Annotated in this window: 25 protein-coding genes and 1 pseudogene; 10 read left to right on the plus strand and 16 right to left on the minus strand. The window is 70.3% G+C overall.

The features are described from left to right. The 4 genes from FNH08_RS06590 to FNH08_RS06605 form a co-directional block, all read right to left on the minus strand. Positions 1-1,417: FAD-dependent monooxygenase (locus FNH08_RS06590; RefSeq protein ID WP_152770302.1), on the minus strand; the 1,417-nt coding region annotated here is incomplete at its 3' end. Then, the gene (locus tag FNH08_RS06595) at positions 1,401-2,609 is read right to left on the minus strand and encodes an MAB_1171c family putative transporter (protein WP_152770303.1); all 1,209 of its coding nucleotides are present in this window, start codon (positions 2,607-2,609) and stop codon (positions 1,401-1,403) included. The genes FNH08_RS06595 and FNH08_RS06590, both read right to left, overlap by 17 nt. A 10-nt stretch (positions 2,610-2,619) precedes the next feature. Next, positions 2,620-3,150, minus strand: a complete 531-nt coding sequence (locus tag FNH08_RS06600) for a toxin-antitoxin system, toxin component (RefSeq protein ID WP_152770327.1) — start codon at positions 3,148-3,150, stop codon at positions 2,620-2,622. A 32-nt stretch (positions 3,151-3,182) separates the two neighbouring features. After that, positions 3,183-3,848 carry a helix-turn-helix domain-containing protein gene (locus FNH08_RS06605; RefSeq protein WP_322723866.1) on the minus strand — a complete coding sequence of 222 codons (666 nt, stop codon included), beginning with the start codon at positions 3,846-3,848 and terminating at the stop codon, positions 3,183-3,185. Positions 3,849-4,112: 264 nt separating this feature from the next. Here FNH08_RS06605 and FNH08_RS06610 point away from each other — a divergent pair, with 264 nt between their 5' ends. The 7 genes from FNH08_RS06610 to FNH08_RS06640 all read left to right on the plus strand — a co-directional run bounded on the left by FNH08_RS06610 (position 4,113) and on the right by FNH08_RS06640 (position 10,458). Then, a complete protein-coding gene (locus FNH08_RS06610; protein ID WP_152770305.1) occupies positions 4,113-4,784 on the plus strand; it encodes an MmyB family transcriptional regulator in 672 nt (223 codons plus the stop codon). Between the two features lie 160 nt (positions 4,785-4,944). Next, positions 4,945-6,096: an NAD(P)/FAD-dependent oxidoreductase gene (locus FNH08_RS06615; protein ID WP_322723868.1), complete on the plus strand. Its 1,152-nt coding sequence runs from the start codon at positions 4,945-4,947 to the stop codon at positions 6,094-6,096. After that, entirely contained in the window at positions 6,093-6,392 is a 300-nt protein-coding gene (locus FNH08_RS06620) for a (2Fe-2S)-binding protein (protein WP_322723869.1), read from the plus strand. The genes FNH08_RS06615 and FNH08_RS06620 overlap by 4 nt, the downstream gene beginning before the upstream one ends. Beyond that, entirely contained in the window at positions 6,382-7,806 is a 1,425-nt protein-coding gene (locus FNH08_RS06625) for an FAD/NAD(P)-dependent oxidoreductase (protein ID WP_152770306.1), read from the plus strand. The genes FNH08_RS06620 and FNH08_RS06625 overlap by 11 nt, the downstream gene beginning before the upstream one ends. Next, positions 7,803-8,699 carry a dihydrodipicolinate synthase family protein gene (locus tag FNH08_RS06630; protein WP_152770307.1) on the plus strand — a complete coding sequence of 299 codons (897 nt, stop codon included), beginning with the start codon at positions 7,803-7,805 and terminating at the stop codon, positions 8,697-8,699. Before FNH08_RS06625 ends, FNH08_RS06630 begins: the two co-directional genes overlap by 4 nt. A gap of 38 nt (positions 8,700-8,737) precedes the next feature. Then, the gene (locus FNH08_RS06635) at positions 8,738-9,739 is read left to right on the plus strand and encodes a proline racemase family protein (RefSeq protein WP_152770308.1); all 1,002 of its coding nucleotides are present in this window, start codon (positions 8,738-8,740) and stop codon (positions 9,737-9,739) included. A 44-nt stretch (positions 9,740-9,783) separates the two neighbouring features. Further along, entirely contained in the window at positions 9,784-10,458 is a 675-nt protein-coding gene (locus tag FNH08_RS06640; protein ID WP_152770309.1) for a GntR family transcriptional regulator, read from the plus strand. Between the two features lie 69 nt (positions 10,459-10,527). On the opposite strand, the gene FNH08_RS06645 is transcribed toward FNH08_RS06640, so the two are convergent. The 4 genes from FNH08_RS06645 to FNH08_RS06660 all read right to left on the minus strand — a co-directional run bounded on the left by FNH08_RS06645 (position 10,528) and on the right by FNH08_RS06660 (position 13,938). After that, complete coding sequence (locus FNH08_RS06645; protein ID WP_152770310.1) at positions 10,528-11,316, minus strand: ABC transporter ATP-binding protein; 789 nt, start codon at positions 11,314-11,316, stop codon at positions 10,528-10,530. 23 nt (positions 11,317-11,339) lie between these two features. After that, positions 11,340-12,116: an ABC transporter permease gene (locus FNH08_RS06650; protein WP_322723871.1), complete on the minus strand. Its 777-nt coding sequence runs from the start codon at positions 12,114-12,116 to the stop codon at positions 11,340-11,342. A 23-nt stretch (positions 12,117-12,139) separates the two neighbouring features. Next, positions 12,140-12,907, minus strand: coding sequence for an ABC transporter permease (locus tag FNH08_RS06655; protein ID WP_152770331.1), 768 nt, complete (start codon positions 12,905-12,907; stop codon positions 12,140-12,142). A 65-nt stretch (positions 12,908-12,972) separates the two neighbouring features. Then, positions 12,973-13,938: an ABC transporter substrate-binding protein gene (locus FNH08_RS06660; RefSeq protein ID WP_152770311.1), complete on the minus strand. Its 966-nt coding sequence runs from the start codon at positions 13,936-13,938 to the stop codon at positions 12,973-12,975. 224 nt (positions 13,939-14,162) lie between these two features. On the opposite strand from FNH08_RS06660, the gene FNH08_RS06665 reads away from it, so the two are divergent. After that, positions 14,163-14,990 (plus strand): IclR family transcriptional regulator domain-containing protein, encoded by an 828-nt coding sequence (locus FNH08_RS06665; RefSeq protein ID WP_152770312.1) that lies wholly within the window; start codon positions 14,163-14,165, stop codon positions 14,988-14,990. Here the strand turns inward: FNH08_RS06665 and FNH08_RS06670 are convergent. The 4 genes and pseudogenes from FNH08_RS06670 to FNH08_RS06685 all read right to left on the minus strand — a co-directional run. Then, the gene (locus tag FNH08_RS06670; RefSeq protein ID WP_152770313.1) at positions 14,941-15,876 is read right to left on the minus strand and encodes a PDR/VanB family oxidoreductase; all 936 of its coding nucleotides are present in this window, start codon (positions 15,874-15,876) and stop codon (positions 14,941-14,943) included. The genes FNH08_RS06665 and FNH08_RS06670 overlap by 50 nt on opposite strands. Further along, on the minus strand, positions 15,873-16,088 hold the full coding sequence (locus FNH08_RS06675; protein WP_152770314.1) for a hypothetical protein: 216 nt from the start codon (positions 16,086-16,088) through the stop codon (positions 15,873-15,875). The genes FNH08_RS06670 and FNH08_RS06675 overlap by 4 nt, the downstream gene beginning before the upstream one ends. After that, positions 16,085-17,155, minus strand: a complete 1,071-nt coding sequence (locus tag FNH08_RS06680; protein ID WP_152770315.1) for an aromatic ring-hydroxylating dioxygenase subunit alpha — start codon at positions 17,153-17,155, stop codon at positions 16,085-16,087. Before FNH08_RS06680 ends, FNH08_RS06675 begins: the two co-directional genes overlap by 4 nt. Positions 17,156-18,319: 1,164 nt before the next feature. Next, a pseudogene (locus tag FNH08_RS06685) lies at positions 18,320-18,526 on the minus strand (CocE/NonD family hydrolase); the annotation flags it as partial. Between the two features lie 79 nt (positions 18,527-18,605). On the opposite strand from FNH08_RS06685, the gene FNH08_RS06690 reads away from it, so the two are divergent. Further along, the gene (locus FNH08_RS06690) at positions 18,606-18,827 is read left to right on the plus strand and encodes a hypothetical protein (RefSeq protein WP_152770316.1); all 222 of its coding nucleotides are present in this window, start codon (positions 18,606-18,608) and stop codon (positions 18,825-18,827) included. 1,386 nt (positions 18,828-20,213) lie between these two features. After that, a complete protein-coding gene (locus FNH08_RS06695) occupies positions 20,214-21,779 on the plus strand; it encodes a long-chain-fatty-acid--CoA ligase (protein ID WP_152770317.1) in 1,566 nt (521 codons plus the stop codon). Positions 21,780-22,424: 645 nt separating this feature from the next. On the opposite strand, the gene FNH08_RS06700 is transcribed toward FNH08_RS06695, so the two are convergent. The 4 genes from FNH08_RS06700 to FNH08_RS06715 form a co-directional block, all read right to left on the minus strand. After that, on the minus strand, positions 22,425-22,775 hold the full coding sequence (locus tag FNH08_RS06700; protein ID WP_322723874.1) for a DoxX family protein: 351 nt from the start codon (positions 22,773-22,775) through the stop codon (positions 22,425-22,427). Between the two features lie 291 nt (positions 22,776-23,066). Next, positions 23,067-24,584 (minus strand): carboxylesterase/lipase family protein, encoded by a 1,518-nt coding sequence (locus tag FNH08_RS06705; RefSeq protein WP_152770318.1) that lies wholly within the window; start codon positions 24,582-24,584, stop codon positions 23,067-23,069. Positions 24,585-24,924: 340 nt separating this feature from the next. After that, a complete protein-coding gene (locus tag FNH08_RS06710) occupies positions 24,925-25,503 on the minus strand; it encodes a TetR/AcrR family transcriptional regulator (RefSeq protein WP_322723880.1) in 579 nt (192 codons plus the stop codon). Between the two features lie 52 nt (positions 25,504-25,555). After that, the gene (locus FNH08_RS06715) at positions 25,556-26,641 is read right to left on the minus strand and encodes an SMP-30/gluconolactonase/LRE family protein (protein WP_228033945.1); all 1,086 of its coding nucleotides are present in this window, start codon (positions 26,639-26,641) and stop codon (positions 25,556-25,558) included. Positions 26,642-26,693: the final 52 nt, after the last annotated feature.

Consider the following 26,693-nt stretch of genomic DNA (forward strand, 5'->3'; position numbering starts at 1 on the left):
GCGCCCCGAACACCGCCGCCCGTTCCCCCTCCGTGAGCGGCGGACCCGTCAGCGGAGCCTTCAGCGGCCCCCGCACGACGGCGAGGAGCATTTCAGGCGAGAGCAGGGCACTGAGCGGCTTGGACAGGGTCATGACGCCGAGGAAGACCCGGAAGACCAGGGGGCGGCCCGTCGCGGTCCGCATCAGGCGGTTCACATAACGGGTGAGCACGCGCCGCCCGAAGCCGGGCTGCTCACCGATCGCATCCGGGTAGCGCATGTCCGTCTCCGTGGCCAGCTGCCAGGCGACCGTCACCGGACCGGCCACCGCCCGCTGCACCCTCCGCGCGAGCCCGGCAGACGTGATCCCGTGCGTGGCCACCCGCTCGCGCAGCGCCAGCGCGCTCTGCGCGGCCACCGACATGCCGTGTCCGTAGAGCGGGTTGTACGTGGCCACCGAGTCGCCGATCGCCACGAAGCCCTCGGGCCAGCCCGTGACCTTCTCGTAGAAGCGCCGGCGGTTGACGGTGCTGCGGGTGACGACCACGTCCGTCAGGGGCTCCGCGCGGGCTATCAGCTCGCCCACCACGGGGTGCCGCAGGTTCCGCGCGAAGGTCTCGAACTCCTCCGCGGACGCGGTCGGCTGGCCCCCGCGCGTGCCCGACAACGTCACCAGCCAGCGCCCGCCCTCGATGGGCACGATGGTCGCGCTCTGCCCGGGGACCGGCCGCGCCGCGTCCGGCTGGACGTTGACGACGGGGAACTCCTCGGTGCCCGCCGGAGCGCGGAAGACCCTGCTGGCGTACACGAGCCCGGAGTCGACCTCACCCAGTGGTGCCGGCGGCACACCCAGCGCGTCCAGCCACCGAGTGGCCCGCGAGCCGCGCCCCGAGGCGTCCACCACCAGGTCGGCCGCCAGGACGCGCTCCTCACCGTCGGCCGTACGGATCCGCACGCCCGTCACCCGGGACGCGTCGCCCTCGAGGCCCCGCAGTTCGGTGCCCTGCACCACGGTGATCCGCGACTGCCTGACGACCTCGGCGCGGATCACCGACTCCAGCAGGTCCCGGCTGCACGAGATCATGAACTCCATCTCGGGCCAGCGCCGCACCCAGCCCTGCGCCGACAGCGAGACGAGCCCGGTCGGCAGCGGGATCCGGCGGGCGCCCGCGGCCAGCCAGGCGTCGGTCACCCCCGGCAGCAGCTCCTCCATCGCGCGGGCGCCCCCGGACCACAGGAGGTGCGCGTGACGGGCCTGCGGAACGCCCCGGCGCGGTCCGGGCTCCTCGGGCAGCGCGTCGCGCTCGACGACGGTGATGTCGGCGTACGGACGCAGCGCCCCGGCGGTGAGCAGGCCGGCCAGGCCCCCGCCGATGACGACGGCCCGGGGGAGCTGAGACGGCACCGTGGATGCCGGGACGTCAGCGGGTTCGCTCATGGAAGTCGCTCTCTGGCAGGGGCGCGGCATGCTCCCGGGCAGCCGCGACGACGGATGACTGGCGCAGGGCCAGGGACAGACGTACCAGGTCGCGCGGGCCGTCCGTCGACGGGGTGGGGGCGGCGCCGGTCTTCGCCGAACCGATGACCCTGCCCTCCGGGTCGGCCGCCCGGGCCCGCACCGCCGCCGTCACCATCGCCGCGTCGGCCTCGGCCCGCGCCTGGTCCGGCGCGGACCCCGACGCGACGGCCGCGTCGTAGGCCCTCGACCGGACCGTGGAGTCGAAGTAGGGGTGCAGGGTGAGCATGCCGTCATGGATGTCGGACTCCCGCTGGGTCACCTGGAGCTGGACCGGTGACCACCAGGACATCCGCACCGCGCGCTCGCCCTGGTCGGCCACGGGCTTCAGCTCCCGCCACAGCGGGCCCAGCCTGCGGTACGTCGACCAGGTCGTCCACGAGTCCCCGATGCGCTGGCAGGCCAGCGGCAGACAGAAGCCGACCGCGCTGATCTGTGCCCCGGCGGAGGCCAGCAAGGGCGCCAGGTAGGTGCTCAGGTCGTCCAGGTTCCCGCCGTTCCAACGGGCCACCACCGCCGTGAACTTCATCGCCGAGTAGGGCACGTTCGACAGGAAGCCGACCGCGATGATCAGCAGTCCGGCGCGCAGCCAGCCGTGCACCTGGAGCGCCCAGCGCCAGCACATGACGACCATGGCGACGCCCGCGACGGAGAACGCGATGAGGTAGAGCACGATCATCTCGCGGATGAACGGCGTGTTGGCGTAGTACGTGTCCAGGTCCCGCAGCCGCTCCACCGGTGTGTCCCCGAGCGCGAACAGGACGACGATCGCCACGCTCACCGCGCCGTACCCGGCGATCCAGCGGCGCGTCAGCCGGCGTGTCACCTCGGGCGGGCCCCCGCGCCAGTTGACGATCAGCACCAGGCAGGAGGCGCTGAAGGCGCTCAACAGGACGTAGACGAGGGGGGCCGAGACATTGGTGATGCCGGTGACGCGGTTGACCTCGGCGATCGTCGGCGGGGCGGCGAAGCAGAACACCAGGCCCGCCAGTGCGAGCAGCACGTACACGGACCGCAGCAGCGGATCACGCCAGTTCCGCAGCAGCGCGGGCGTCTTGACGACGAGGACGACCGCCATCGCCACGGCAGGGATGTAGTAGCTGGACCCGTCCATCCGAGGCGGCTCAGCCCTGCGGCCCGCGATAGCCCAGGGACGCCTCGATGCGCCCCGCGAGCTGGTCCCGCTGGAGTGGCCCGCGCAGTGCGGAACTCGCCAGCCACGTACGGCACTTGCTCGCCAGCAGCAGGCCGAAGCCCTCGGCGTCCTGCTCGTCGCGCACGTCGAACTGGGTGCGCGCGGCGACCTTCTGGACGGTCGCCCGCAGATCGGCCTCGTCGCTCAATAAGCGCGCCGCGACCGAGGCACCCTCGACGTGGTGCCCGCGGTGCCCGGCGTGCATGTGCCACAGCTCATGGCCCAGGATCACCAACTGGTGGTCGGGCGCGGTGCGTTCCTCGATCACGACGAGGTCCTGCTCGGTCATGTCCAGCCACAGACCGCTCGCGGTGCCGGGCGGGAAGGCGGCCGTACGGTACTGGACGGGGCGGCCGCGGCGTCTGCTCATGGCGGCGCACAGCGCGGAGTACAGGCCGGCGGGCTCCGCCGGTGCCGGGAGCGTGAGCTCGCCGACCAACTCGCCGCACAGGCGGCGCATTTCCCTTCCGATGCCCACTGTTCTCCCCCGGGTCAGGACTCGGGCCGCTTGACGCTCTCCAGGAGCATGTCGAGCCACTCCGCCACTTTGTCGCGGTGCTGGTCGGTGGGGAGCTGGGCCGCCCGCCAGGCGATGCCGCGGACGCCGTGGTCCTGGAGCAGCCGCTCCAGCGGGTCGTCGGGGGCCTGGCTGGACCGGACGGACTCCCGCTCGCGGTCGGCGAGCTGCTGGAGCAGATCCTGCTCGGTGCGCATGAGCGCGCTCGCGAGTGCCTCGGGGTCCTCGGCGGTGAGGAAACCGGCGTGCACTCGGAAGAAGCGCTGGATGGCGTCGCAGTGCTCCATCGTGGGACGCCGGTCGCCGTTGATGAGGGCTCCCGCCTGCTGGCGCGACATACCCGCGCCGTCGGCGATCTCCTGCTGGGTGTACTTGCGTCCGTTGGGCTTGAGGCGGGTGCGCCGCAGCAGGGCCAGCCGCTGCAGGAACCGGGCCTGCAGATCCGGCTCCCCGGCGGGCCGGCCGCCCAGCAGCGCCTTCACCACGGACTCCGGCACCCCGGAGGCCACCGACAGGCGCCGGGCGTCGAAGACCTCGCTGTGGGCCACGCCCAGCCGGTCGGCGAGCGCGGTGACACGGGCCACGACGGCCGGCAGCAGAACCGTCGCCGTGGCGTCCGGAACCTCGAAGCCATCCGTCACCGACAGATCTCCTACGTCTCTCTCAAGCCAATCTCATGATGGTGCCGAATGCCCCGGAACGCGAGCCCCCGGGCGCGGTCAACCACTGTGAACTGCACGGAGATTAGCCCCTGACTCGAACTCACATCCAGACCTCGCCACAACTGTGGCGAGATTCAGCCGTCAACAGTCGCGGAATGCCACGATAGTTGACATGACTCCTTCGCGGGCCTCAGGATCAAGACGCCGCGTGAAGGCCGCATAAGCAAGAGGGGTGACCTCCCGATGGCATATCAGGCAGGAGGGCAGCGGTCCGAACCGCGACCCGTCCCCGAGAGCCTCGAGGCTCAGGCGTACTTGCAGGACTACGCCACGCTCCTGGAGGCCGTCCCCTTCCCGTCCGTCGTCTTCGACCACCGCTGGGACGTCGTGCTGTCCAACAGCGCCTACGACAAGCTCTTCCACGGCGTCGGCCCGCACCCGACCGCGATGCCGGGCGACAACTTCCTGCGCTTCGTGCTCTTCCACCCCGACGCGGCCACGGTCCTCGGCGAGCACGAGTCGAGCTGGTGCCTGCCCATGCTGGCGGGCTTCGCCGCCGCCGTGGAGCGGCACGGCCAGGACAGGGGCCTGCAGTCCATCCGCCGGGACATCGCCCAGGATCCCATCATGGACGCCGCCTACCGGCACGGCCTGCCGCACTGGATCCGCGCGGTCGGACCCGATGCCGCCGAGCACGACGGCGCCGTCCGCCCGGTGGTCCACCCCGACCCGCGCTGGGGCCGCACCGACTGCCGTGTCGTCGGTGAGACCCCCAACGCCCTGAAGGACATGGGATACACGCGGATGACACTGGTGCTGCGCGCGGCGCGGCGCCCGTCGGTCACTGCGCGCCGAACCCGCCGTGCCCGGCACACGGCGAGCCATCTCAGCGTGGTGCCCGCGCCCGAGGCGTAGGGCCCGTCCCGAAAACCCCGACACCGCCGGCGTTCAGGTCGCCGGCGGCGTCGGGGTTTGTTCGTGTCCGCGATGTGTTTGTGTCCGCCGGTCCGCGGAGCGCTGTTCCGCTGTCTCCGGCACCATTCCCAGGAGCAGGACCATGTGACATAGTACTGATGTGAGCACACGGCTGACCTGCGACGTCGTAGTGATCGGGGCCGGAATGGCGGGCGCGGCCTGCGCCCTGTACGCGGCCCGGGCGGGGCTGGACGTGACCGTCGTGGACCGCGGCCCGGTGGCCGGAGGCACCACGGGCGCGGGAGAGGGCAATCTGCTCGTCTCCGACAAGGAACCCGGACCGGAGCTCGAACTCGCCCTGCTGTCCAACCGGTTGTGGGCCGACCTCGCCGAGGACGTGGGGGAGGCCATCGAGTACGAGGCGAAGGGCGGCGTGGTCGTCGCGTCCTCGGAGCACGGGCTGGCCGCGCTCACGGACCTCGTGGCCGCACAGCGCGCCGCCGGAGTCGTGGCCGAGCAGGTGCCCGCCGACCGTCTCCACGACCTGGAACCGCACCTCGCGCCCGGTCTCGCCGGAGGCGTGCACTACCCGCAGGACAGCCAGGTGATGCCGACCCTCGCCGCCGCCCACATCCTGCGCGCCTCGGGCGCCCGCCTGCTCACCGGCCGGACCGTGACCGAGGTGCTGCGCACGGCGGACGGTGCCGTGCGCGGGGTGCGCACCGGCCACGGCGACATCCACGCCCCGGCCGTCGTGAACGCGGCGGGGACGTGGGGCGGTGAGGTCGCCGCCCTCGCGGGTGTCTCCCTCCCCGTCCTGCCCCGGCGCGGCTTCGTCCTGGTCACCGAGCCGCTCCCTCGCAGGGTGCGGCACAAGGTGTACGCCGCCGACTACGTGGCCGACGTGGCCAGCGACTCGGCGGCCCTCCAGACCTCACCGGTCGTCGAGGGAACGGCGGCCGGGCCGGTCCTGATCGGGGCGAGCCGAGAACGGGTCGGCTTCGACCGGTCGTTCTCGCTGCCGGTCGTGCGCGCGCTGGCGGCGGGCGCGGTCCGGCTGTTCCCGTTCCTGGAGGAGGTGCGGGCGATGCGGACGTACGCCGGTTTCCGGCCGTACATGCCCGACCACCTGCCCGCGATCGGCCCCGACCCCCGCGTCCCCGGACTGCTGCACGCCTGCGGGCACGAGGGCGCGGGCATCGGCCTCGCCACCGGTACGGGCCGGCTGATCGCGCAGGTGCTCGGCGGCAAGGCGCCCGAGCTGGACCTCGCGCCGTTCCGGCCCGACCGCTTCGAGGAGGAGGCCGCGTGAACCCGTTGGAGCCGGCGCGGGCCGAGCCGGGCCCCGCCTTCGCCGTCACCCTGGACGGCCGGGAGATCGCGGCCCTGCCCGGTCAGACGGTCGCCACCGCGCTCTGGGCTGCCGGAGTCACCTCGTGGCGCACGACCCGGGGCGAGGGCCGCCCGCGCGGGATCTTCTGCGGCATCGGCGTCTGCTTCGACTGTCTCGTGACCGTCAACGACCGCCCCAACCAACGCGCCTGCCTGATCCCGGTACGACCGGGCGACGCGATCCGCACGCAGGAAGGGACGGGCCATGAGCACTGATCTCGCGGTGATCGGCGCGGGCCCGGCCGGACTCGCCGCTTCCCTCGCCGCCTCCGCGCGGGGCGTCCGCGTCACGCTGATCGACGCGGGCGAGCAGGCGGGCGGCCAGTTCTACCGGCAGCCCGCCGCCGGACTCGGCGCCCGTCGTCCGCAGGAGCTGCACCATCAGTGGCGCACATGGGAGCGGCTGCGGGACGGGCTCGCCGCCAGTTCCGTACGACACCTGACGGATCATCACGTCTGGTGCGTGGAGCAACCACAGGCACGACAGGCGGGCTTCACCGTGCACGCCCTGCGCGGCCCCCTCCAGGAAGAGCCCGCCACCGTCCGCGCCGACGCCGTCCTCCTCGCCACCGGCGGCTACGAGAAGGTGCTGCCCTTCCCCGGCTGGACCCTCCCCGGCGTCGTCACCGCGGGCGGCGCCCAGGCCATGCTCAAGGGCGGGCTGGTCGTGGCGGGCCGGACTGCCGTCGTGGCCGGGACCGGCCCCCTGCTCCTGCCGGTCGCCACCGGGCTCGCCGCGGCCGGCGTCGAGGTCGCCGCCCTCGTCGAGTCCGCCGGACCCAGGGGATTCGTACGGCACCTGCCGGCGCTCGCCGCCAAGCTCCCCGAAGCCGCCGGGTACGCGGCCCGGCTCCTGCGCAACCGCGTGCCGGTCATGGCCGGGCACACCGTCGTCGAAGCCCATGGTGACGACCACCTCGAAGCCGCCACCGTGGCCGCCCTGGACCCCGGCGGACGCGTCCGGCCCGGCACCCACCGGCGTATCCCCTGCGACACGCTCGCCGTCGGGCACGGCATGCTCCCGCACACCGATCTCGCCGAGGCGCTCGGCTGCCGTCTCGACGGGGTGAACGTCCACGTCGACGACGAACAGCGCACCGACGTCCCCGGCGTGTGGGCGGCCGGGGAGAGCACCGGCATCGGCGGCGCGGCGCTCGCGCTCGCCGAGGGGCACATCGCCGGACGGTCGATCGCCGCCCGCCTCCGGGGCACCGCACCCGACCCGCGCGCGTGGGCCGCGGCCGACAGGTCCCGCACGCGACTTCGCGACTTCTTCGCCGCCGTCGACTCCGTCTGCGCACCGCCGACGCACTGGACGGAGCAGGTCACCGACGACACCGTCGTCTGCCGCTGCGAGGAGGTGCGGGCGGGCGCCGTCCGCGAGGCGGTCGACGAGCTGGGCGCCGGCGACCTTCGCACGGTGAAGCTGCTGACGCGCGCCGGGATGGGCTGGTGCCAGGGCCGGGTGTGCGGGCCCGCGGTCGCCGGGCTCGCCGGATGCGACCCGACACCGGCCAGACGGCCGTTCGCCCGTCCGGTGCCGCTGGGCGTACTCGCCCGGGCCGGTCACCCGACCGGGACCGACCACCTCACCGAGGCCGACCACCCCACCGAGGAAGGACCCTCATGACCGTCTCCGCCCACCGCCCCTGGCGCGGCGTCCTCGTCGCCACCGCCCTCCCGCTGAACGACGACCTCTCCGTCGACTACGACAAGTACGCCGAACACTGCGCCTGGCTCGTCGAGAACGGCTGCGACGGCGTCGTACCGAACGGCTCGCTCGGCGAGTACCAGGTGCTGACACCCGAGGAGCGCGCCAAGGTCGTCGAGACGGCCGTGTCCGCGATCGGCGGGTCGCGCGTGATGCCCGGAGTGGCCGCCTACGGCAGTGCCGAGTCCCGCCGCTGGGCCGAACAGGCACGCGACGCGGGCTGCACCTCCGTGATGTTGCTCCCGCCCAACGCGTACCGCGCCGACGAACGCTCCGTCCTCGCCCACTACGAAGAGGTCGCCAAGGCCGGGCTTCCGATCGTGGCGTACAACAACCCCATCGACACCAAGGTCGACCTCGTCCCCGAACTCCTCGCCAAGCTGCACGGCGAGGGGCACATTCAGGGGGTGAAGGAGTTCTCCGGCGATGTCCGCCGCGCCTACCAGCTCGCCGAACTCGCCCCGGAACTGGACCTGTTGATCGGCGCCGACGACGTCCTGCTGGAGCTCGCGCTGGCGGGCGCCAAGGGCTGGGTGGCCGGCTACCCGAACGCACTGCCCGGCGCGAGCGTGGAGCTGTACCACGCGGCCGTGGACGGCGACCTCACGACGGCCAAGCGGCTCTACGAGCAGCTGCACCCGCTGCTGCGCTGGGACTCCAAGGTCGAGTTCGTGCAGGCCATCAAGTTGTCCATGGACATCGTGGGCCGTCACGGGGGACGCTGCCGTCCACCGCGGGTGCCGCTGCTGCCGGAGCAGGAGGCCACGATCCGCGCCGCCACCGAGAAGGCCGTGGCCGCGGGGCTCGCGTAAACGCGTCAGCGCGCAAGGAGGCCAAGGAGGCCAGGGCCATGCGCAGCAAACTCGTCCTGCACGCCGTCGACTCGCACACCGAGGGCATGCCCACCCGGGTGGTCACCGGCGGCATCGGCACCATCCCCGGCGCCACCATGAACGAGCGTCGCCTGTACTTCCGCGAACACCGCGACGACATCAAGCAGTTGCTGATGAACGAGCCTCGCGGGCACGCGTCGATGAGCGGCGCCATCCTGCAGCCGCCCACCCGCCCCGACTGCGACTGGGGCGTCGTCTACATCGAGGTCTCCGGCTACCTCCCCATGTGCGGACACGGCACGATCGGTGTGGCGACCGTGCTGGTGGAGACCGGCATGGTCGAGGTCGTCGAGCCGGTCACCACGATCCGCCTCGACACACCGGCGGGCCTCGTCGTCGCCGAGGTCGCGGTCAAGGACGGCCACGCCACGGCCGTCACCCTCCAGAACGTCCCGTCGTTCTCGGTCGCCCTCGACCGCAAGGCCACGCTCGCCGACGGACGCACGGTGACCTACGACCTCGCGTTCGGCGGCAACTTCTACGCGATCCTGCCGCTGGACGAGTTCGGACTGCCCTTCGACCGGGCCCGCAAGGACGACATCCTCGCGGCCGGCCTCGCGCTGATGGACGCCGTCAACGCCGAGGACGAGCCGGTCCACCCCGAGGACCCGTCCATCCACGGCTGCCACCACGTCTACCTGGCCGCCCCCGGCTCGACGGCCCGCCACTCACGGCACGCGATGGCGATCCACCCGGGCTGGTTCGACCGCTCGCCCTGCGGCACCGGCACCAGCGCCCGCATGGCACAGCTGCACGCGCGCGGCGAACTCCCGCCGCACACCGAGTTCGTGAACGAGTCCTTCATCGGCACCCGCTTCACCGGACGACTCCTCGGCACCACCGAGGTCGCCGGCCGCCCCGCCGTCCTGCCCAGCATCACTGGCCGCGCCTGGATCACGGGCACGGCCCAGTACCTGCTGGACCCCGACGACCCCTTCCCGGCGGGCTTCGTGCTGTAGGCAGAGCCGATGATCTCCGATGACCGAAGGAGCGTGTGACACCCATGGCCCCGCAGCACAGACCCGCCCTGCCCGTGCTGGGCGGCAGGAAGCCCAGCTACCGGGAACGGGTCGCGGACGCGCTGCGGGCCGCCCTGATCGCCGGCGAACTCCGCCCCGGCGAGGTGTACTCGGCGCCCGGCCTCGCCGCCCGCTTCGGGGTCTCCGCCACCCCGGTGCGCGAGGCCATGCTCGACCTCGCCAAGGAGGGCCTGGTCGACACCGTCCCCAACAAGGGCTTCCGGGTCACCGTCGTCTCCGAGCAGCAACTCGACGAGTACACCCACATCCGCTCCCTGATCGAGATCCCCACGACGGCCGACCTCGCGACCACAGCCGCCCCCTCCGACCTGGAGGCCCTACGCCCCCTCGCCCAGGAGATCGTCACCTCCGCGGCGACGGGCGACCTCATCGCCTACGTCGAGGCGGACCTCAGCTTCCACCTCGGCTTGCTGGCCCTGTCGGGCAACACCCACCTGGTGGAGGTCGTACGGGACCTACGCCGCCGCTCCCGCCTGTACGGCCTGACAGCACTGGCAGACGCGGGCCGACTGGAGACATCGGCGAAGGAGCACCTGCAACTCCTGGATGCGCTGGTGGCACGCGACACAGAAGCAGCACGCAAGGTGATAACCCAACACCTGGGCCACGTAAGAGGCTTGTGGGCAACGACCCGATAGGGGCGCGGGGAACTGCGCGACAAGCCACCGATTACCCGCAGTCGCCACACAACATCCCCGACCGAGCTCTCAGGCGCCCGCAACCCCCCTCTTCGCAGCCTGAATCTGCTCATACACATGCGTACGCAACTCCGCGAACCGCGGAGCGACCCGCGTACGCAACTGATCCCGCTCCGCAGGCAGATCCACCTTCAACTGCTCCTGAACCACGGTCGGCGACGCGGAAAGAACCAACACCCGCTCACCCAGATACACGGCCTCATCAATGTCGTGCGTGACGAACAAGATCGTGATCCCCCGATCCCGCCAAAGCCCCCGCACCAGGTCCTCAAGATCCGCCCGCGTCTGCGCGTCCACCGCCGCGAACGGCTCATCCATCAACAGCACATCAGGCTCGTAAGCAAGCGCCCGAGCGATGGCCACCCGCTGCTGCATACCCCCGGACAACTGCCACGGGTACGCCCCAGCGGCATCGCCAAGACCGACGGAGTCCAACGCGTCGGCGACCAGCTCACGCCGCCGCTCCTTGGTCAACGGCTTCTGCTTGAGCGGAAGTTCGACGTTCTCCCGCACCCGCATCCACGGAAACAGACTGCGCCCGTACTCCTGGAAGACCACCGCCATACCGGGTGGCGGACCGCTCACCGGCCGCCCCTCCAGCAGGACCTCGCCCGACGTGGGCGTCAGCAGCCCGGCCATGCACTTCAGCAGGGTCGTCTTGCCGCAGCCCGACGGGCCCACCAGGCAGACGAGTTCACCGGCGTCGACGGTGAACGTGAGGTCCCGTATCGCCTCCACCCGGCGACCGGAGCCCTCGTAGACCTTCCTCAGGCCCGATACGGATAGAAGCCCGTCCATGGACCGCCCCTTCTCGAGTTTCACTACGACCGCCGGGAGGACGCGCGCAGACCGTGGTACCAGCCGAGCACGCGCCGCTCGACCAGCTGGAAGACGACCGACAGCAGGAACCCGAGCAGACCGAGGACCAGGATGCCGGTCCACATGTCGGGGATCGCGAACGTGCGCTGGAACTGGACGATGGTGAAGCCGAGCCCGTTGCTGGACGCGGACATCTCGCTGATCACCATCAGGATGATGCCGATGGACAGGGCCTGCCGCAGCCCCGCGAAGATCTGCGGGCTGGCCGACCGCAGGACCACGTGGCGCAGTCGCGCGGCGCCCGTGATGCCGTACGACCGGGCCGTCTCCGACATGACCGAGTCCACCGCCCGTACGCCCTCGACCGTGTTGAGCAGGATCGGCCACACACAGCCGCTCGCGATCACGGCGATCTTCATGGTGTGGCCGATGCCCGCGAACAGCATGATGACCGGTACGAGAACGGGCGGCGGCACCGCTCGCAGGAACTCCAGCACCGGCTCGCACACCGCGCGCACGCGCCGGTAGGAGCCGATGACCGTGCCGAGGGCGATCCCGACGACGGCCGCGGACACGTACCCCGCGAGCAGCCGCAGGAGGCTGGGCAGGACGTCGTCGCGCAGCCGCTCGGCCGTCCACACGTCCGGGAAGGTCGTGAGGATCGTGCGCAGCGGCGGCCAGTACACGTCGGTGCTGCCGGCGGAGGCGAACCACCAGGCGGCCACCAGCAGCACGGGCAGCGCGACGGCGAAGAGCAGCCGCAGGGCCAGGCGTTTCACACCGCCACCTCTCACACCGCCACTCACACCGCCACCTCCCCGCGCACCGACTGGTGCCAGGCCAGCGCCCGGCGCTCCACCGTCCGCGCGCCCACGTTGATCAACAGCCCGAGCAGACCGGTGACCACCACCAGGGCGTACATCTCGGGTACGGCCTGCGAGGTCTGGGCGATCATGATGCGCGCGCCCAGTCCCGGTGCGCCGATGACGAGTTCGGCGGTCACCGCGAGGATCAGGGCGACGGCGGCGGCCAGCCGGACGCCGGTCATGACGTACGGCAGGGCCGTGGGCCACAGGACGTGGCGGACCCGGGCCCAGGTGCCGAGGCCGTAGGAGCGGGCGGTCTCCTCGGCGACCGGGTCGACGTCCTGGACGCCGTACAGCACCTGGATCAGGATCTGCCAGAACGACGCGTACACCACCAGCATGAGCACCGAGCGCAGTTCCGTGCCGTACAGCAGGACCGCGAGCGGGATCAGGGCGACCGAGGGGATCGGGCGGAGGAACTCGATCGTGGACGCGGTCGCCTCCCGCAGGAAGGGCACGACCGCGATCACGACCCCGGCGAGGATGCCCGCCGTCACCGCGATCGCGAGCCCCAGTGCCCAGCCGGTCAGCGTGTCGCCGAGCGCCGTCCAGAACGCCTGGTCGGCGAGTTCGGTGACGAGCGCGTCCGCGATCCGGCTGAGCGGCGGGAAGTAGTCCTCGGAGACGATGCCGAGGCGCGGGACCGCCTCGCACAGGACGAGGAAGCCGGCCAGGCCGGCCGCGCCCAGGGCCGCGTTCGTCAGCCCCGGGCGCCCGGCCCGCCGGGGCGGCGCGGACTCGGGCCGGACGTCGTCGATGTGCGTCTGCTTCACGGCAGCAGCTTGTCCAGGTCGGGGGTCTGCTTGAACAGACCGTCCTGCACGCCCAGTTTGGCCAGCTGCTCGATGGAGGCGCGGTTCGGCTCGGCGGGGAAGTGGGGCAGGGTGAGCTTGTCCAGGAGTGTGTCGGGGATCTTCGTGTACGTGGTGACGATCTCGCGGACCTCGTCCGGGTGGCTGTCGGCGTACTTGAGCGACTCGATCGTCGCTTCCTGGAACTTCTTCACCAGCTCCGGGTTCTTCTGGGCGTACTGCTGAGAGGTGAAGTACATGGCCACGGTGAGGTTCGGGTCCACGTCGTAGAAGCTCGACGCGATGGACATGCCGCCCGCGGCCTTGACGGTGGAGAGCGCGGGTTCCGGCGTGCAGGCCGCGTCGACCTGTCCGCCCTCCAGCGCGGCGGGCATCTGGTCGAAGGGCATCTCGACGAACTCGGTCTTCGACGGGTCTCCGCCGTCCTTGCGGATCGATTCGCTGATCGACGTGTCGCAGATGTTGTTGAGCGTGTTGACCGCGACCTTCTTGCCCTCCAGTTGCTTGGGGGACTTGATCGGGCTGCCCTTCTTCACCGTGGTGCCCATGAAGTCGGCGCCCTCCTTGGCCGTGGAGGCGACACCGTTCGCCACGGCCTTGACGGGCATGTTCTTGGACTGGGCGATCAGCAGGGACGTGGTGTTGCTGAAGCCGAACTGGAACTGGCCGGAGACGACCGCGGGCAGGATCGCCGCCCCGCCCTGGGCGGGGGTCAGCTCCAGCTTGATTCCGCGCTTGGAGTAGAAGCCCTTCTTCTGGCCGAGATAGACGGGGGCGACGTCCAGGATGGGAATGACTCCGACCTTCAGCGTGGTGGTACCGCCGGAGGAGCTTGCCGACGACCCGGAGGAGTCGGACGAACCACAGGCCGAGAGGCCGACCAGGACGGCGCCGGCACTGAGGCCCGCGAGCAGACGACGCATGACTCCTCCTGAGGGGAACGCCGGTGTTCCTTGAGGCTCTGCGCACGCGTGTGCGCAGGCCGAACAGAAGTACTGGGCGGCAACGTAAAGCCAGGAATCCTGATGGTCAATGCCCACGACTGCACGACCGTTGACAGTTGCCGAAGCGTGCTCTTAGCGTGCGCAGAACGCACACTCGTGCGTACAGAACGCACATTCCGTGCGTCGTCCTCGTGGAGGCGACGATGTCCGATGGACCCCGCGAACCGCACTTCGTCCGGTCCTTCGAGCGTGGTCTCGCGGTCATCCGCGCCTTCGACGCCGAGCACTCCTCACTGACGCTCAGCGAGGTCGCCCGCTCCTGCGACCTGACCCGGGCGGCCGCCCGCCGCTTCCTGCTCACGCTCGTCGACCTCGGGTACGTCCACACCGACGGCCGTCTGTTCCGGCTCACCCCGCGCGTGCTCGAACTCGGCTACGCGTACCTGGCGGGATTCACGCTGCCCGAGCTCGCCGGGCCGCACCTGGAGCAACTGGTGGCCCAGGTGGGGGAGTCGTCGTCGCTGTGCGTCCTGGACGGGGACGACATCGTGTACGTGGCGCGGGTGCCCACACGGCGCATCATGGCCGCGACGATCACCGTCGGCACCCGCTTCCCGGCGCACGTCACATCGGTGGGCCGGGTGATCCTCGCGCATCTGCCGGACGAGGAGATCGACAGACGGCTCGCCCGCGCCGACCTGCGGCCCCTGACCGCCCGCACCCTCGTCTCCCCGGAGCCGCTCCGGGCCGAACTCCGGCGGGTGCGGCGGCAGGGGTACGCCGTCGTCGACCAGGAGCTGGAGGAGGGCCTCCGATCGGTCGCCGCCCCGGTGCGCGACCGGGACGGCGAGGTGGTGGCGGCCGTGAACATCCCCGTGGCCGCCGGCCGGAACTCGGCGGAGTCCGTGCGCCGTGACCTGCTGCCCGCTCTGCTGGCCACGGTCGCCCGGATCGAGTCCGACCTCCGGGCGGCGACCGCGGCTACAGGTCGAGCACCAGCCGCTGTCCCCGGCACCGGGACACACAGATGAGCATGGTCTCCCCGGCCTCGCGCTCCTCGTCGCTGAGCACCGAGTCGCGGTGGTCCGGGGTGCCCTCCAGGACCTCCGTCTCACATGTCCCGCAGGTGCCCTCGGTGCAGGAGTAGAGCACCTCTACGCCCGCGGCCCGCACGGTGTCGAGGACGGACACGCCCACGGGCACGGTCACGGTCTTCCCGGTGCGCTCCAGCACGACCTCGAACTCGCTGTCCGGGCCGTTCTCCTGCTCCTTCGGCTGGAACCGCTCGACGTGCAGCACCCCGCGTGGGCACCGCTCCTCGACCGCGTCCAGCAGCGGACCCGGACCGCAGCAGTACACGAGGGTGCCCTCGGGCACGTCGTCGAGCACGGAGGCGAGGTCCAGCAGCCCGGTCTCGTCCTGCGGGGCGATGGTCACGCGGTCGCCGTAGGGGCCCAACTCCTCTGTGAACGCGATGGAGTCGCGCGTACGGCCCCCGTACAGCAGCGTCCACTCCGCACCGGCCGCCTCCGCCGCCGCCACCATCGGCAGGATCGGGGTGATGCCGATGCCGCCCGCGACGAAGCGGTAGCGCGGGGCGGGCGCGAGCGCGAAGTTGTTGCGCGGCCCGCGCACGCGGACCTTGTCGCCCTGCCGCAACTCCTCGTGGACGTACGCGGATCCGCCGCGTCCCTCGGGTTCGCGCAGGACGCCTATCCGCCAGCTCTGCCGGTCCGCCGGGTCCCCGCACAGCGAGTACTGGCGCTCCAGGCCGGGGCCGAGCAGCACGTCGATGTGCGCACCGGGCTCCCAGGTGGGGAGGGCCTCGCCCAGGGGGTGGCGGAGGGTGAGGGCGAGCACGCCGTCGGCCGCGGACTCACGTCCGTCGACGACGAGTTCGGCTTCGTACACGGTCATGAGCTGGTTCCCTGCGGCTCGTTGCCTTGTGGCTCGTTACCTTGCTGCTGGAGTCCCTGCGGCTGGTGTCCCTGTGGGTGGGCGAGCATCCACTCCCACATCTCGATGGGGTCCTGCGCGGTGTGCTCACGGCCGCAGTGACAGGTGCCGTGCAGGACGTCCGTGCCCGGCAGCCAGTCGATGCGGTAGATCTCTCCGGTCGGTGACGTCACTGGACCTTCTCCACGGGCTTGGCACCCTCCTCGACCAGCCGGGCGAGGATGCGGCGGGCGGCGAGACCGCCGGTGTCGATGTTGATGCTCAGCTCCTGGTAGCCGGTGCGCTCGGTGCCGAGCGTCTTCTGCAGCAGGTTGAGCGCGTCGACGTCCTGCATGACCACCGTGTGGTTGTTGCCCCGCAGGAACTCGGTGACCTCGTCGTCGTCCGTCGCCCAGTCGCGCGAGACCATCCAGAAGTCGTACACCTTGCCGTCGGCGGACGGGGTGATCGCATACGTGATCTCGGTGTGGAAGCCGTTCGGGTCGCTGCCGTCGGCCTCGGGCACCACACCGACCGGGGCGATGCGGCTGTGCAGCAGGTACAGGCACGGGGCGTGGTACTCGATGTCCTGCCAGCGGGTGATCCGGCCCTCGATGCCGGTCGACCTGGCGTAGAACGGCGGGCACTCGGCGTCGTCCATGTGCCGGCTCACCCGCACGATGCCCGCGCCCTCGTCGACCTCGGTGGTGATGGGCGTCTCGGCGACCTCGGGGGTGCCGATGTACCCGCCGTGCAGGTACGTCTCGTGGGACAGGTCGAGGAGGTTGTCGACCAGCAGCCCGTAGTCGGCGTCGATCGGCTCCATTCCGCGCACGGTGACCCAGCCGGGGGAGTCGAGGTGCTTCGCCCGCGGGATGGTGTCCGCGTCGGCGAGGGCCGGGTCGCCGATCCACACCCAGATCAGGGAGTCCTGCTCGACGACGGGGTACGAGGTCACGCGCGCGGTCCGCGGAACCCGCTTCTGCCCGGGCACGTACACACAGGCGCCGGTCGTGTCGTATGTGAAGCCGTGGTAGCCGCACACGATCCGGTCGCCGTCGAGCCGGGTCGGGGCCTCCGACAGCGGGTACCGGCGGTGCACACACCGGTCGTGCAGGACCACGGGGGTCCCGTCCTCCTCGGTGCGGTAGAAGACGAGCGGTTCACCGAGGATCGTACGACCGAGCAACTCGCGCCCCACCTCGTGGGAGTAGGCGGCGACGTACCACTGGTTCCTGGCGAAGGCGGTCGTGTGAGGCATGGGGGTTCCCGTCCCTGTCGGCGGGGCGCCGTCGCCCCGCGTGCCGTGGTTGGAATCAGGGTCGTGACGGCTGCGGTGGCTCGGCAAGACGGCTTCTGCCAGGCGGAAGGACTTCTGTAAAGAGGCTGGTCAGATCCCTGTTCTGTCAGCCCTGGGTCGCCGGAGTAGGTGCCCCGGGTGGTTGCTGCTGTTCGGTTCGCGCTTGGTTGGCCGGAGAGGGCGACGGCGAGTGCGACTACTCACTGCGTAGCGTTAATCGCCCAAATGTGTCCGCTTAATTGTAAATGTGATACCCATCTGTCGATGGATGCTCGGTACAGCGGCAAGAATCGGCATCACTGCAGGTCAACTACTGATCGTTTTGGAGTCTGGGGCCCTCGGGTCGAATCCGGGTCGAATCCGCACCCTTTTAGGCTGTTGAGCGTGTCGCCGCTGGTCAGGGTGGTGTGAGGTCACGTGCCGGCGCGCCTCGTGTACGGGGACGGCGAGACGAGAGTCGGACCGATGAACCGCTGAACAGGCGCCGAGTGGCTGTGATCGGCTGCCAGGCGCAGGGGGCTCACCAGCGGATTCTTCGCTGGTGGTGGTGCAGGCCTTTTGTGATCATGCCCTGTGGACATGTCTTCAGGCGGCCCGGCTGATGCGCGACGGCCCGGGAACGGCGGTTCCTGGCCAAGACCGACCTGCCGGGCGGCAGGAGCATCCAGGGGACGGTGGTTGGCGGGTGGCGTGGCAGGCTGCCCCGCCGCGAGGCAGTCGGCGCTCTCGCAACATCCGGTACGCCCCGGAACTGCCATTCCTCGGCGCCGACATCAGCACAGCCTCGGCCGGCTCGCCGTCACCGACGCCGAACTGGACATCTCGGTACCTCAACGAGTTCACGGACGTCCGCGAGGGCCCTTGAGTGGCGCTCAAGTAAGTCCTGCCCATGGCTGGGCAGTTGAGGGAGTTCACATCTTCTGTGTCCAGGTCGACACTGGTGTCATCGCTGGCGGTGAGGCCCCCCGACGGGTGACGGACGCCTGTGCGCCACCGGCGGACGGGGCAGTCTGAAAGCCCGCTTCAGCGGGGCGACCTTTGCTTGGGACACCGTGGAGGCGGCTGAGCGGGGTCGGTCGACGGAACTCACGGAGGCGAGGCCCAGGGTGATCTCGGCGGAGGAAGTCAGGGCAGTGGGCTTTCGTATCGGGACGCCGTGCCAGCGCCGCGCCCGTACATGCCCACCGTGCCGTCCGACCACGGCTGCTCGGCGACCCAGGCGACGGTGTCCTCACCGTCAGCCCGGTCGGCCATATGGGGAACGAACTCGCCCTCCGAACGGTATGTGCCCCGGCAGTCCTGCACCACCACCGCGTAGCCGGCCGATGCGCAGCGTTCCCTGGCGGCCGGCGAGGGCTCCTTGTCCCAGTTGCAGCAGCTCGGTCAGGCTGGTCTCGCCACGGAAGAACTCATGGCCCCCGGCACGGTCTACGAGATCACCGTGGACATGACCGCCACCTCGAACGTGTTCCTTCCCGTCGTCATGGGCATCGACCAGTGGCGCGACGAGCAGGAGTGGCCGCTGCCCGACACGAGGTGGACCGACTTCCACCTCACCAGCGCCGGCCACGCCAACACAGCGGGCGGCGACGGCGCGTTGACGGCCGAGCCACCGACCGGAGGACGTTCTTGAGCTCGGGTGTGAGCTCCATGGCGTCCCAGTACGCGTCGTGGGAGGGGTGGGCCATCCAGTCGTCCCACCACTTGCCGTACGGTTCCACCACGTGACCAGGCTCAGTGACAGCGCACCGCCCGCGATTGTCCCCGGTTTGGGTACGTTAGGAGGTACGTTCGTACCCTGTCAATTACCGAAGAGGGTCTCTTGCGATTCACCTGCGCGGGCTCCCCCGCCTGCGCTGGCGGACGGGTCGCCCGCGACGGGAACCCGGCGACGGCCCCAAGGCCCGTCAGGCGTGTCGACGTGTGGCGCCTCGCGCGAGCTCCTCGATGGCGGCTTTCGAACGGGTGCAGGTGGAGTGGCATCCGGCGCAAGCCGGGGCCCTGGAGGCGACGTCCCGGGTGGGTGTGTTGGTCGTGACGCTACTGACTGAGTAAGGAAAATAAACTCAGGGGGAGTTGGGATTACTGCGCGGATGCGAGGAGGCTCCTCCGGCGTACATCGGTGGGTGCGATGGGGGTGATCCTGATTTTGTGCCAGGTCTGGTGCGGCTCGTCTTCGGGAGTGCTTGCGGAGGCTGCATCTGGTCTGGGTCGAAGCGGTTGTGCCGACCTCCTTGCCCGCTCCTTCGCGAGCCCGACCTCACCCTTCGGGTGGTGAAGCTGGATGGTGAAACGCAGTGACGCCACGGGGTGTCGTTCGCCGTGCCTGTGTGCTCGTCGTGAGGGCGGTGTGCGAAACCGTCCACGGCGACCATGCCCCCGGGGGGTCCCCATCCGAACCGGATCGGCCGCCGGCCCTGTAGTCCCGCGTGCACGTCGAGCAGTCTCCGGTCGTGGGCGGTGACTGGCGGCGTGGGGCCGTTGACTGGACCGCTTTGGATGTCTATCGTAATTTAAAGCGAGGCCGATGCTTTGGCCCCTGCTCAGCCGCCAGAACACGAGTGAGATCCACCCATGACCACGCAGAACAAGGGCGCCGTGGTCACCGGCGCGTCCGTCGGCTTGGGTACCGTCTACGCGCAGCGGCTTGCCGACCGGGCTACGACCTGACCCAGCCGGACCGGAACACTGCGTTGCCGCCCCTGTTCTACGGTGCGTTCACCTACGACCGCATCGCCCCTGCTCCTGCCTCCCATGCAGCCGTGCTGGCCTGGCTCGTCCAGCCTCCCCCCGGCAACGCAGGTCCCGCCCTGCGGGGAACCTTCCGTCCGGCGACGGCCATCCCGGTGCGCAGAGGCAGGAGCGGACTGCCCATCGGTCTGCAGGCACGGGCCCGAGTTGGGGTGATCTCACCACCATCGAGTTCGCCGCGCTGCCGGGCCGGGAAGTCGACGGCTTCGTGCCGCCTCCGGGCTTCGTCCAGACGTGACCTACCCCCTCGAGAACCAGGAGAACGACGATGCACACCCCGACCCGCAACGTGTCACGCGTACTGACGGATTCCGCGTCCCGGTACCCGGAGCGCGCCGCAATCGTCTTCGGTGACGAACTCATCACCTACAGAGCTCTCGACGCCGCGGCCAACCGGGTCGCGAACCTGCTCGTTTCGCGCGGCGTTCAGCCGGGTGACAAGGTCGCACTGTCCTGCCCCAACCTGCCCCACTTCACCAGCATATACTTCGGCATTCTCAAGGCTGGGGCGGCGGTGGTGCCGCTGAACGTGCTGTTGAAGGCTCGCGAGGTCGCCTACCACCTCACCGACTCCGACGCGAAGGCGTACTTCGCCTTCGAGGGCACGGCGGAGCTGCCGATCGCACAGGCGGCATGGGAGGGATTCCAGGCGGCCGAAGGCTGTGGCGAGTTCTTCCTGATCGAGGGCGGTGGCGCGCCGTGGGCCGGGGGCGGGCCGCCGGAGTCGTACACCACGGTCGTCGCCGAACAGCCGGTGACGTTCCAGACGGTCGAGCGCGACGAGGACGACACAGCGGTGGTCCTCTATACCTCTGGCACGACTGGCCGGCCCAAGGGCGCCGAGCTGCGTCACCGCAACGTGTACGACAACGCGCTTGCCGGCATTGACCTGTTCGCCGCGGATCCCGAGCGCCCCGACACATACCTGTGCGCGTTGCCGCTGTTCCATGCCTTCGGTCAGACCGTGATCCAGAACGGCGCTCTCGCCTTCGGCGGCACCATCGTGATGCAGCCGAGGTTCGAGGCGCGCTCAGCCCTGCGTCTCATGCTCGACCACGACGTGACATTCTTCGCCGGCGTCCCGACGATGTACTGGGGTCTTCTCGCCGCACTGGACGACACGGTCGACGTCGCCCGCCTGGCCGCGAATCTTCGCGTTGCGGCGGCCGGTGGCTCAGCGCTGCCCGGCGAGATCCACAAACAGTTCAAGGACCGCTTCGGCGTCACGATCCTCGAGGGATACGGACTGTCCGAGACTTCTCCGATCGCCTCCTTCTCCCGCTTCGGGGAGGAGCCGCGCGTCGGGTCGATCGGCGTGCCGATCCCGGGCGTGGAGATGAAGCTCATCCGGGACGACTGGGCCGACATCGAGGACGGTACCGACGACATCGGGGAGATCGCGATCAAGGGCCACAACGTCATGAAGGGCTACTACAAACGGCCCGAGGCGACGGCCGAGGCGATCCATGAGGGCTGGTTCCGCTCCGGCGACCTCGCCCGAAGGGACGAAGACGGCTTTTACTACATCGTCGACCGGTCCAAAGACATGATCATCCGGGGTGGCTTCAACGTCTACCCGCGCGAGGTCGAGGAAGTGCTCATGGAGCACCCCGCCGTCTCGCTGGTCGCGGTCATCGGCGTACCGCACGAGTCCCACGGCCAGGAGGTCAAGGCCGTCGTGGTGACGAAAGCCGGGAGTGGCACGACCGAGGAGGAGCTCGCCGCCTGGGCGAAGGAACGTCTCGCAGCGTACAAGTACCCGCGGGTCGTCCAGTTCGTCGACGAGTTGCCCCTGACATCCACCGGCAAGATCCTCAAACGCGGACTCGCCTGAGCATCCTGGACGTTGTCGCATCTGGGCCGACGATCTGACTCCGGCCAACGGTCAGGTGCCGCCGAACCTGATCATGAAGTCCGCGTTGAGCGGGGCTCGCCGACAAGCGCAACGCCCCGGACCGCCGCCGTCGGGAAGCAATACCGTCGGAGCCGGTCGCGACCCGGCCCCGGATCAGGTCCGGTCCCGCGCGGCCTGAGCGATCCCAGGGCGGCGGAGCACGCGGCACTCAGGCCGGTGGTATCAGCACGATCCGTCAGCAGGGACATTCGACGATGCTGATCCGGAAGAGCGAAACAGCCCAGCGGTCTTGAAGCGACCGGGAGCACAACCGGAGAACATCGGCCGGAGAGCGTCAGAGCGCGCCAGGTGTTCGGCCGGGCCGCCGACGCTTGTGCCGATCAGTTCCCCGAAGCTGATGGCCGGCCACCTGATCGGCACTGCCGGCGCCCCGACCCGGACTGCGCTCTGTAGCCGCCCGCAAGTCCGAGGCTGTCCGGGGCGGCCGGCGTGGGCCGTCCCGGACATTGCCGTCGCCAGCCGTCCCTGAGCGACTTGCCTCCGGCCCGGGTGCTGGAGGCAAGAGTCCGGCAGTTGCTGCACGGTGTGATCGCGAGCTGGTCCGAGTGCGATCGTGGAGCACGGTCAGAGCGTCGCGAAGCCCAGCACCAGCGCCGCCACGGCAACGAGCATGATGCTGGCCGGGAGGCCGATTCTCTTCGCGTCGCCTCCACGGACGTGCGTGATCACGGCGCCCAGGAAGTACAGGACGACACCGATCGCCGCCGCGATGCCCAACGGTCGGTAGACGATGCCGGCGAGCAGCCCCAGAGCGCCTGCGATCTTGAGCAGGCCGAGTGGCAGGAACCAGCTGTCGGGCACCCCGAGCGCCTTGATTCCATCTGTGATTTTCGGGTCGCGGGTGATGTCGGGAACGGCAGAGAGGAGCAGCACCAGGGACAGCACGACGGCGATGACGACATAGGCGATGTACACGGAGAACTCCGGAAGGATTGACGGGACCGTCGATCGGTCCAGGAACAGGGCGGCAAGCGATGAGCCGCGGTAGGTGACTGCCTCGCGTCCGGGGCATTGTTGTGAGCATCGGCGAGGTGATCTTGGTGATGCCGAGTGGGAGCGGCCGCCGTTCCCACCGGTTCAGAAGCGGGCGTTGTGGCGGTGGCGGTATCACCGGCAAGGCGAAAGGCCCCCGAGCCGGAACCCTGGCGGAGCGTCGCCGGCGGAAGTGCGGAGCCGGCCGGGCCTCGATCTGGCGTCGGCGGATAGTCAGGACGGGCGCAGCGGAAGGGCGTTGAAGGTGTGGTCCGCCCAGATGCGGCGGGTGGTTTCGGCCGGGTAGGGCGTGACGGTGGGTTCGGTGTCGATGAGTTGGGTGAGGCGCTGTTCGGTGTCGCACTCGGGCCAACCGGGGGTGCCGGTGGTGGCGAAGGCCGTCCACGCGGAGCGCATCCACTGGGACAGGGCCACCGCGTCGGCGGGTGGCTGCTCACCGATCAGGAGGGCGCTGAGGCCTGCGCTCAGGTTGCCGAAGACCAGTCCGACGTCCAGACCGTGGCAGGCGCCGAACGCGCCGCCCATGGCCGGGGCCGGCCAGTTCAGCCGGTAGAGGTAGGACCGGCCGCCGGCGGTGGCGTGCGCTTCGGCCAGGTGCAGGCTGGGCATGTCGAACAGCCAGTCGGAGTAGATCCGCTCGTACAGCTCACCGGCCGCGTAACCGCGGGCCCGGTACGCCGCCTCCACCTCGGGTCCCGGCGCAAGCCCTCGCAGGACGGTGGTCGCCCGCTCGTCGGTGATCTGGCCGAGCTGTCCGGCCTGGGCGATGAACAGCCGGTACTCCTCGCGATTGTGACCGACGACCAGGTCGATGTCGCGCGCCGAGCCGGCGGCGATCGCCTGCCACGGGTCGGTCGGCAGGATCTCCCCGTCGACGACCGGCGAGAAGGGAGTCACGGTGTGTGCCACCGGCCCCCAGCGGTCCTCGTACTGGGCCATCTTCGCGGCCACCGCGTCGCCCGCCGCGGCCAGCGCGGTCGGCTCGATGGACGAGAGGTCGGCCAGTGTCGGACGGAGCCCGAGTTCGGCGGCGCACGTGACGGCGATGTCGTCGGCCAGTTCCGGGGAGAAGAAGGTGCCCGGCACGCTCTGCGCGATCACCCGCCGGAACAGTCCGGCGGCCCTGGGCATGGCCATCAGCGCCGCGATCGAGCCGGCCCCGGCGGACTCGCCGAAGACCGTCACCCGGCCCGGGTCGCCGCCGAATGAGGCGATGTTGTTCCGAACCCACTCCAGCGCGGCGACCTGGTCGAGCAGCCCCCGGTTGGCCGGCGCGCCCTTGATCTGCGCGAAACCCTCCATGCCTACGCGGTAGTTCATTGTCACGACGACCACGCCCACCGCGGCCAGCGCGGCCCCGTCGTAATCGGGCTGACCCGTGTGCCCGGCCATATAGGCACCGCCGTAGATCCACACCATGACCGGCAGGGCCGCTTCGGGGCTATCGCCGTAAGCGGGGGACCAGACGTTGACCGTCAGCCACTCGTTCTCCCCGCCGCCCTCCCAGGGCGGGATGAGCCCGAATACCGAGGACTGCGGCGGCGGAGGCCCGTAGGCAGAGGCCTCGCGCACCCCGTCCCACGGCAGCGCGGGCTGGGGCGCCGCGAAACGCTGTTCGCCCACTGGTGGCTGGGCGAAGGGTATGCCGCGGAAGACGGCGAGCCCCTCCTCCCTGCGGCCCCGCACGGTCCCGCCACTGACATGGATCTCGGGGCGGCTGATGACAGTCATGGAAGGCTCCTCTGGAGGCGGGTGGGCTGGCGGTACTGCCGGGAGTGTGCTGATCCGCCGCCGTCGGCGATGTGCGGTAGCAACCGTGTACTGCGCCGGTCAGTGCAGGTCATTGCATTGGCAGGGCTTGAACAGGCCCGGCTCCCCTGTGGGTGAGGGGAGGGGAGCCGCGGCCTTGAAATTGGCGGGACGAACATGGCATGCCTGAGCGCACCGGGCGGGGAAGGGAAGATCGCCGTGGCCGGCCGGCGCATCGGCGTGGTCAGATCCGACGGGGGTGATTTTCACCGGTATCACGTCGGGCCGGGATCATCGCCGACTGCGGCGATCAGTCGTCCTGCTAGGCGTCCAGCAGGGCGAGGGCGTTGTGGATGCCCTGTTCGAGGAGTTGGTCGGCGAGTTGCCGGTCGGTCAGGGCGCGGGAGAGTTGTAGCGTCCCGGCCATCATGCCGAGGAGGCTGAGTGCCTTCAGACGCGCTGATGGCGGGTCGTGGGGTGCCAGGCGGGCGGCGAAGCCGTCGATGAGGGTCAGCGCGCCATCGGTGTACGCCTGCCGGGTCGCGTCTGTGGAGCGTGCGATCTCGTCGAGGAGGGCGGCGTTGGGGCAGCCGTCCTCGATGGTGTCGCGCTGTTCGGTGGAGAAGTACCAGCGGATGATCTGTTCGAGTCCGGCGCGGCCTGGTGCCGCCTGCGCGACGATGTTCGCGTGCTGTGCGCGCAGTTGGTCGGCTACGGCGGTGGTGACGAGGTCGTCCTTGGACGTGAAGTAGGCGTAGAAGGTGCCGTTGGTCAGGCCCGCGTCCTTCATGAGGGTCGCGACTCCGGAGCCGTCGATGCCGTCCAGCTTGAGCCGGCGGCCTGCCGTCGTGATGATCCGCTGCCGCGTCTGCTGTTTGTGTTCCTTCGTGTACCGCACGATGCGTTCCTCCGTCGCAGCCGGGGCGGGTGCCCCGGCTGCCGGCCTGGTCGGGTCAGTGTGTCGCGCCTGCAAGGAGAGCGGGGAAGTTGATCCTGGCGGTCTGCAGCTTCGGGTCGTGGGGCTCGGGGACCCCGCCGTCGGTGACGTACAGCCGGTCGCCGCGAACCGCGGTCGCCGAGGGCGAGGCAAGACCGTCCGCGCTGGTCAGGACGGGCTTGTAGGTGCCGTTGGGATAGATGACCACGACCCTGTCCGGGCCGTTGTTCGAGGACGAGCCGTTCTGCGCCGCGAACACCACATCGGAGAAGGGGGTCAGGAAGCTGAGATCGTCGATGTTGGGCAGGCCGCCCGCGATCTGGTGGACGGGGCCGGCCGTGCCGGTGCCGGTGACCGGTACCCGCAGCAGGGTTCCCTTGTTGAAGTTGCTGATCCACAGGGCGCCGTTGTGGAACCGGAGCCCGTTGGCACCGATCGGCAGGGCTTCGGTCGGTACCGGCGCGAGAGCGGCGTCGGTCAGCCACGGGGTCACCGATCCGCCCGACACCGGAACGGACCAGATGACGCCCTTCAGGCTGTCCGCGATGTAGAGGGTGCGTCCCGTCGGGTCGACGGCCAGCCCGTTGGGGCCCGAGTCGGCGGGCAGAGCGGCGACACGCTGCGGGGTGCCGTCGGCAAGCAGCTTGTACACGCCGTTGCGGTCGGCGTTGCCCGGGGCCCACAGCGCGTAGTAGACGGTGCCGTCACTGCCGCGGGCGTTGCCGCTGATCGCCTCACCCACCTGCCCGGTGGCGAGCACCGTGCGCTGTCCGGACGCGTCTATACGCATCAGCTCCGGTCCGTGGGTGCGCTGGCACACCGCGCAGCTGCCGAGCATGGACAAGGTCACCGAGCCGTCGGGGTTGGCGGTGATGTTCTCGGGGATCTCGCCGGCCGCGAAGTCGAACGCTGCGGCGGTCCGTACGTCGGTGACCACGGACCCGCCGTAGGAGCCTCCCGTCCACGCGGACGCGGACGGCGCCGAGGCCAGGACGGCCGCTGTCGCGGTGACCGCCAGCGCGATGCCGACCTTCTTCTTATTCAGAAAACGCCGTGTGATCGATGTACTGCGCGGGGCCGTTTGCTGGCTTTGCTGCTGCATGACTCTCCTTGGCAAATCAACGAGGGACTGATCAATGGACTTTGAGGAACAT

This window comes from Streptomyces spongiae, assembly GCF_009377185.1.
In the GTDB taxonomy this organism is placed as follows: Bacteria; Actinomycetota; Actinomycetes; order Streptomycetales; family Streptomycetaceae; genus Streptomyces; species Streptomyces spongiae.

What these genes read in the sequence shown, in the direction of transcription:
- FNH08_RS06715 (WP_228033945.1), bottom strand. Translation starts at nt 26,641, where the DNA reads ATGCAGCAGCAAAGCCAGCAAACGGCCCCGCGCAGTACATCGATCACA.
- FNH08_RS06660 (WP_152770311.1), bottom strand. Translation starts at nt 13,938, where the DNA reads ATGCGTCGTCTGCTCGCGGGCCTCAGTGCCGGCGCCGTCCTGGTCGGC.
- FNH08_RS06665 (WP_152770312.1), top strand. Translation starts at nt 14,163, where the DNA reads ATGTCCGATGGACCCCGCGAACCGCACTTCGTCCGGTCCTTCGAGCGT.
- FNH08_RS06600 (WP_152770327.1), bottom strand. Translation starts at nt 3,150, where the DNA reads ATGCGCCGCCTGTGCGGCGAGTTGGTCGGCGAGCTCACGCTCCCGGCA.
- FNH08_RS06645 (WP_152770310.1), bottom strand. Translation starts at nt 11,316, where the DNA reads ATGGACGGGCTTCTATCCGTATCGGGCCTGAGGAAGGTCTACGAGGGC.
- FNH08_RS06680 (WP_152770315.1), bottom strand. Translation starts at nt 17,155, where the DNA reads ATGCCTCACACGACCGCCTTCGCCAGGAACCAGTGGTACGTCGCCGCC.
- FNH08_RS06670 (WP_152770313.1), bottom strand. Translation starts at nt 15,876, where the DNA reads ATGACCGTGTACGAAGCCGAACTCGTCGTCGACGGACGTGAGTCCGCG.
- FNH08_RS06640 (WP_152770309.1), top strand. Translation starts at nt 9,784, where the DNA reads ATGGCCCCGCAGCACAGACCCGCCCTGCCCGTGCTGGGCGGCAGGAAG.
- FNH08_RS06695 (WP_152770317.1), top strand. Translation starts at nt 20,214, where the DNA reads ATGCACACCCCGACCCGCAACGTGTCACGCGTACTGACGGATTCCGCG.
- FNH08_RS06610 (WP_152770305.1), top strand. Translation starts at nt 4,113, where the DNA reads ATGGCATATCAGGCAGGAGGGCAGCGGTCCGAACCGCGACCCGTCCCC.
- FNH08_RS06705 (WP_152770318.1), bottom strand. Translation starts at nt 24,584, where the DNA reads ATGACTGTCATCAGCCGCCCCGAGATCCATGTCAGTGGCGGGACCGTG.
- FNH08_RS06630 (WP_152770307.1), top strand. Translation starts at nt 7,803, where the DNA reads ATGACCGTCTCCGCCCACCGCCCCTGGCGCGGCGTCCTCGTCGCCACC.
- FNH08_RS06625 (WP_152770306.1), top strand. Translation starts at nt 6,382, where the DNA reads ATGAGCACTGATCTCGCGGTGATCGGCGCGGGCCCGGCCGGACTCGCC.
- FNH08_RS06635 (WP_152770308.1), top strand. Translation starts at nt 8,738, where the DNA reads ATGCGCAGCAAACTCGTCCTGCACGCCGTCGACTCGCACACCGAGGGC.
- FNH08_RS06595 (WP_152770303.1), bottom strand. Translation starts at nt 2,609, where the DNA reads ATGGACGGGTCCAGCTACTACATCCCTGCCGTGGCGATGGCGGTCGTC.
- FNH08_RS06690 (WP_152770316.1), top strand. Translation starts at nt 18,606, where the DNA reads ATGGCCCCCGGCACGGTCTACGAGATCACCGTGGACATGACCGCCACC.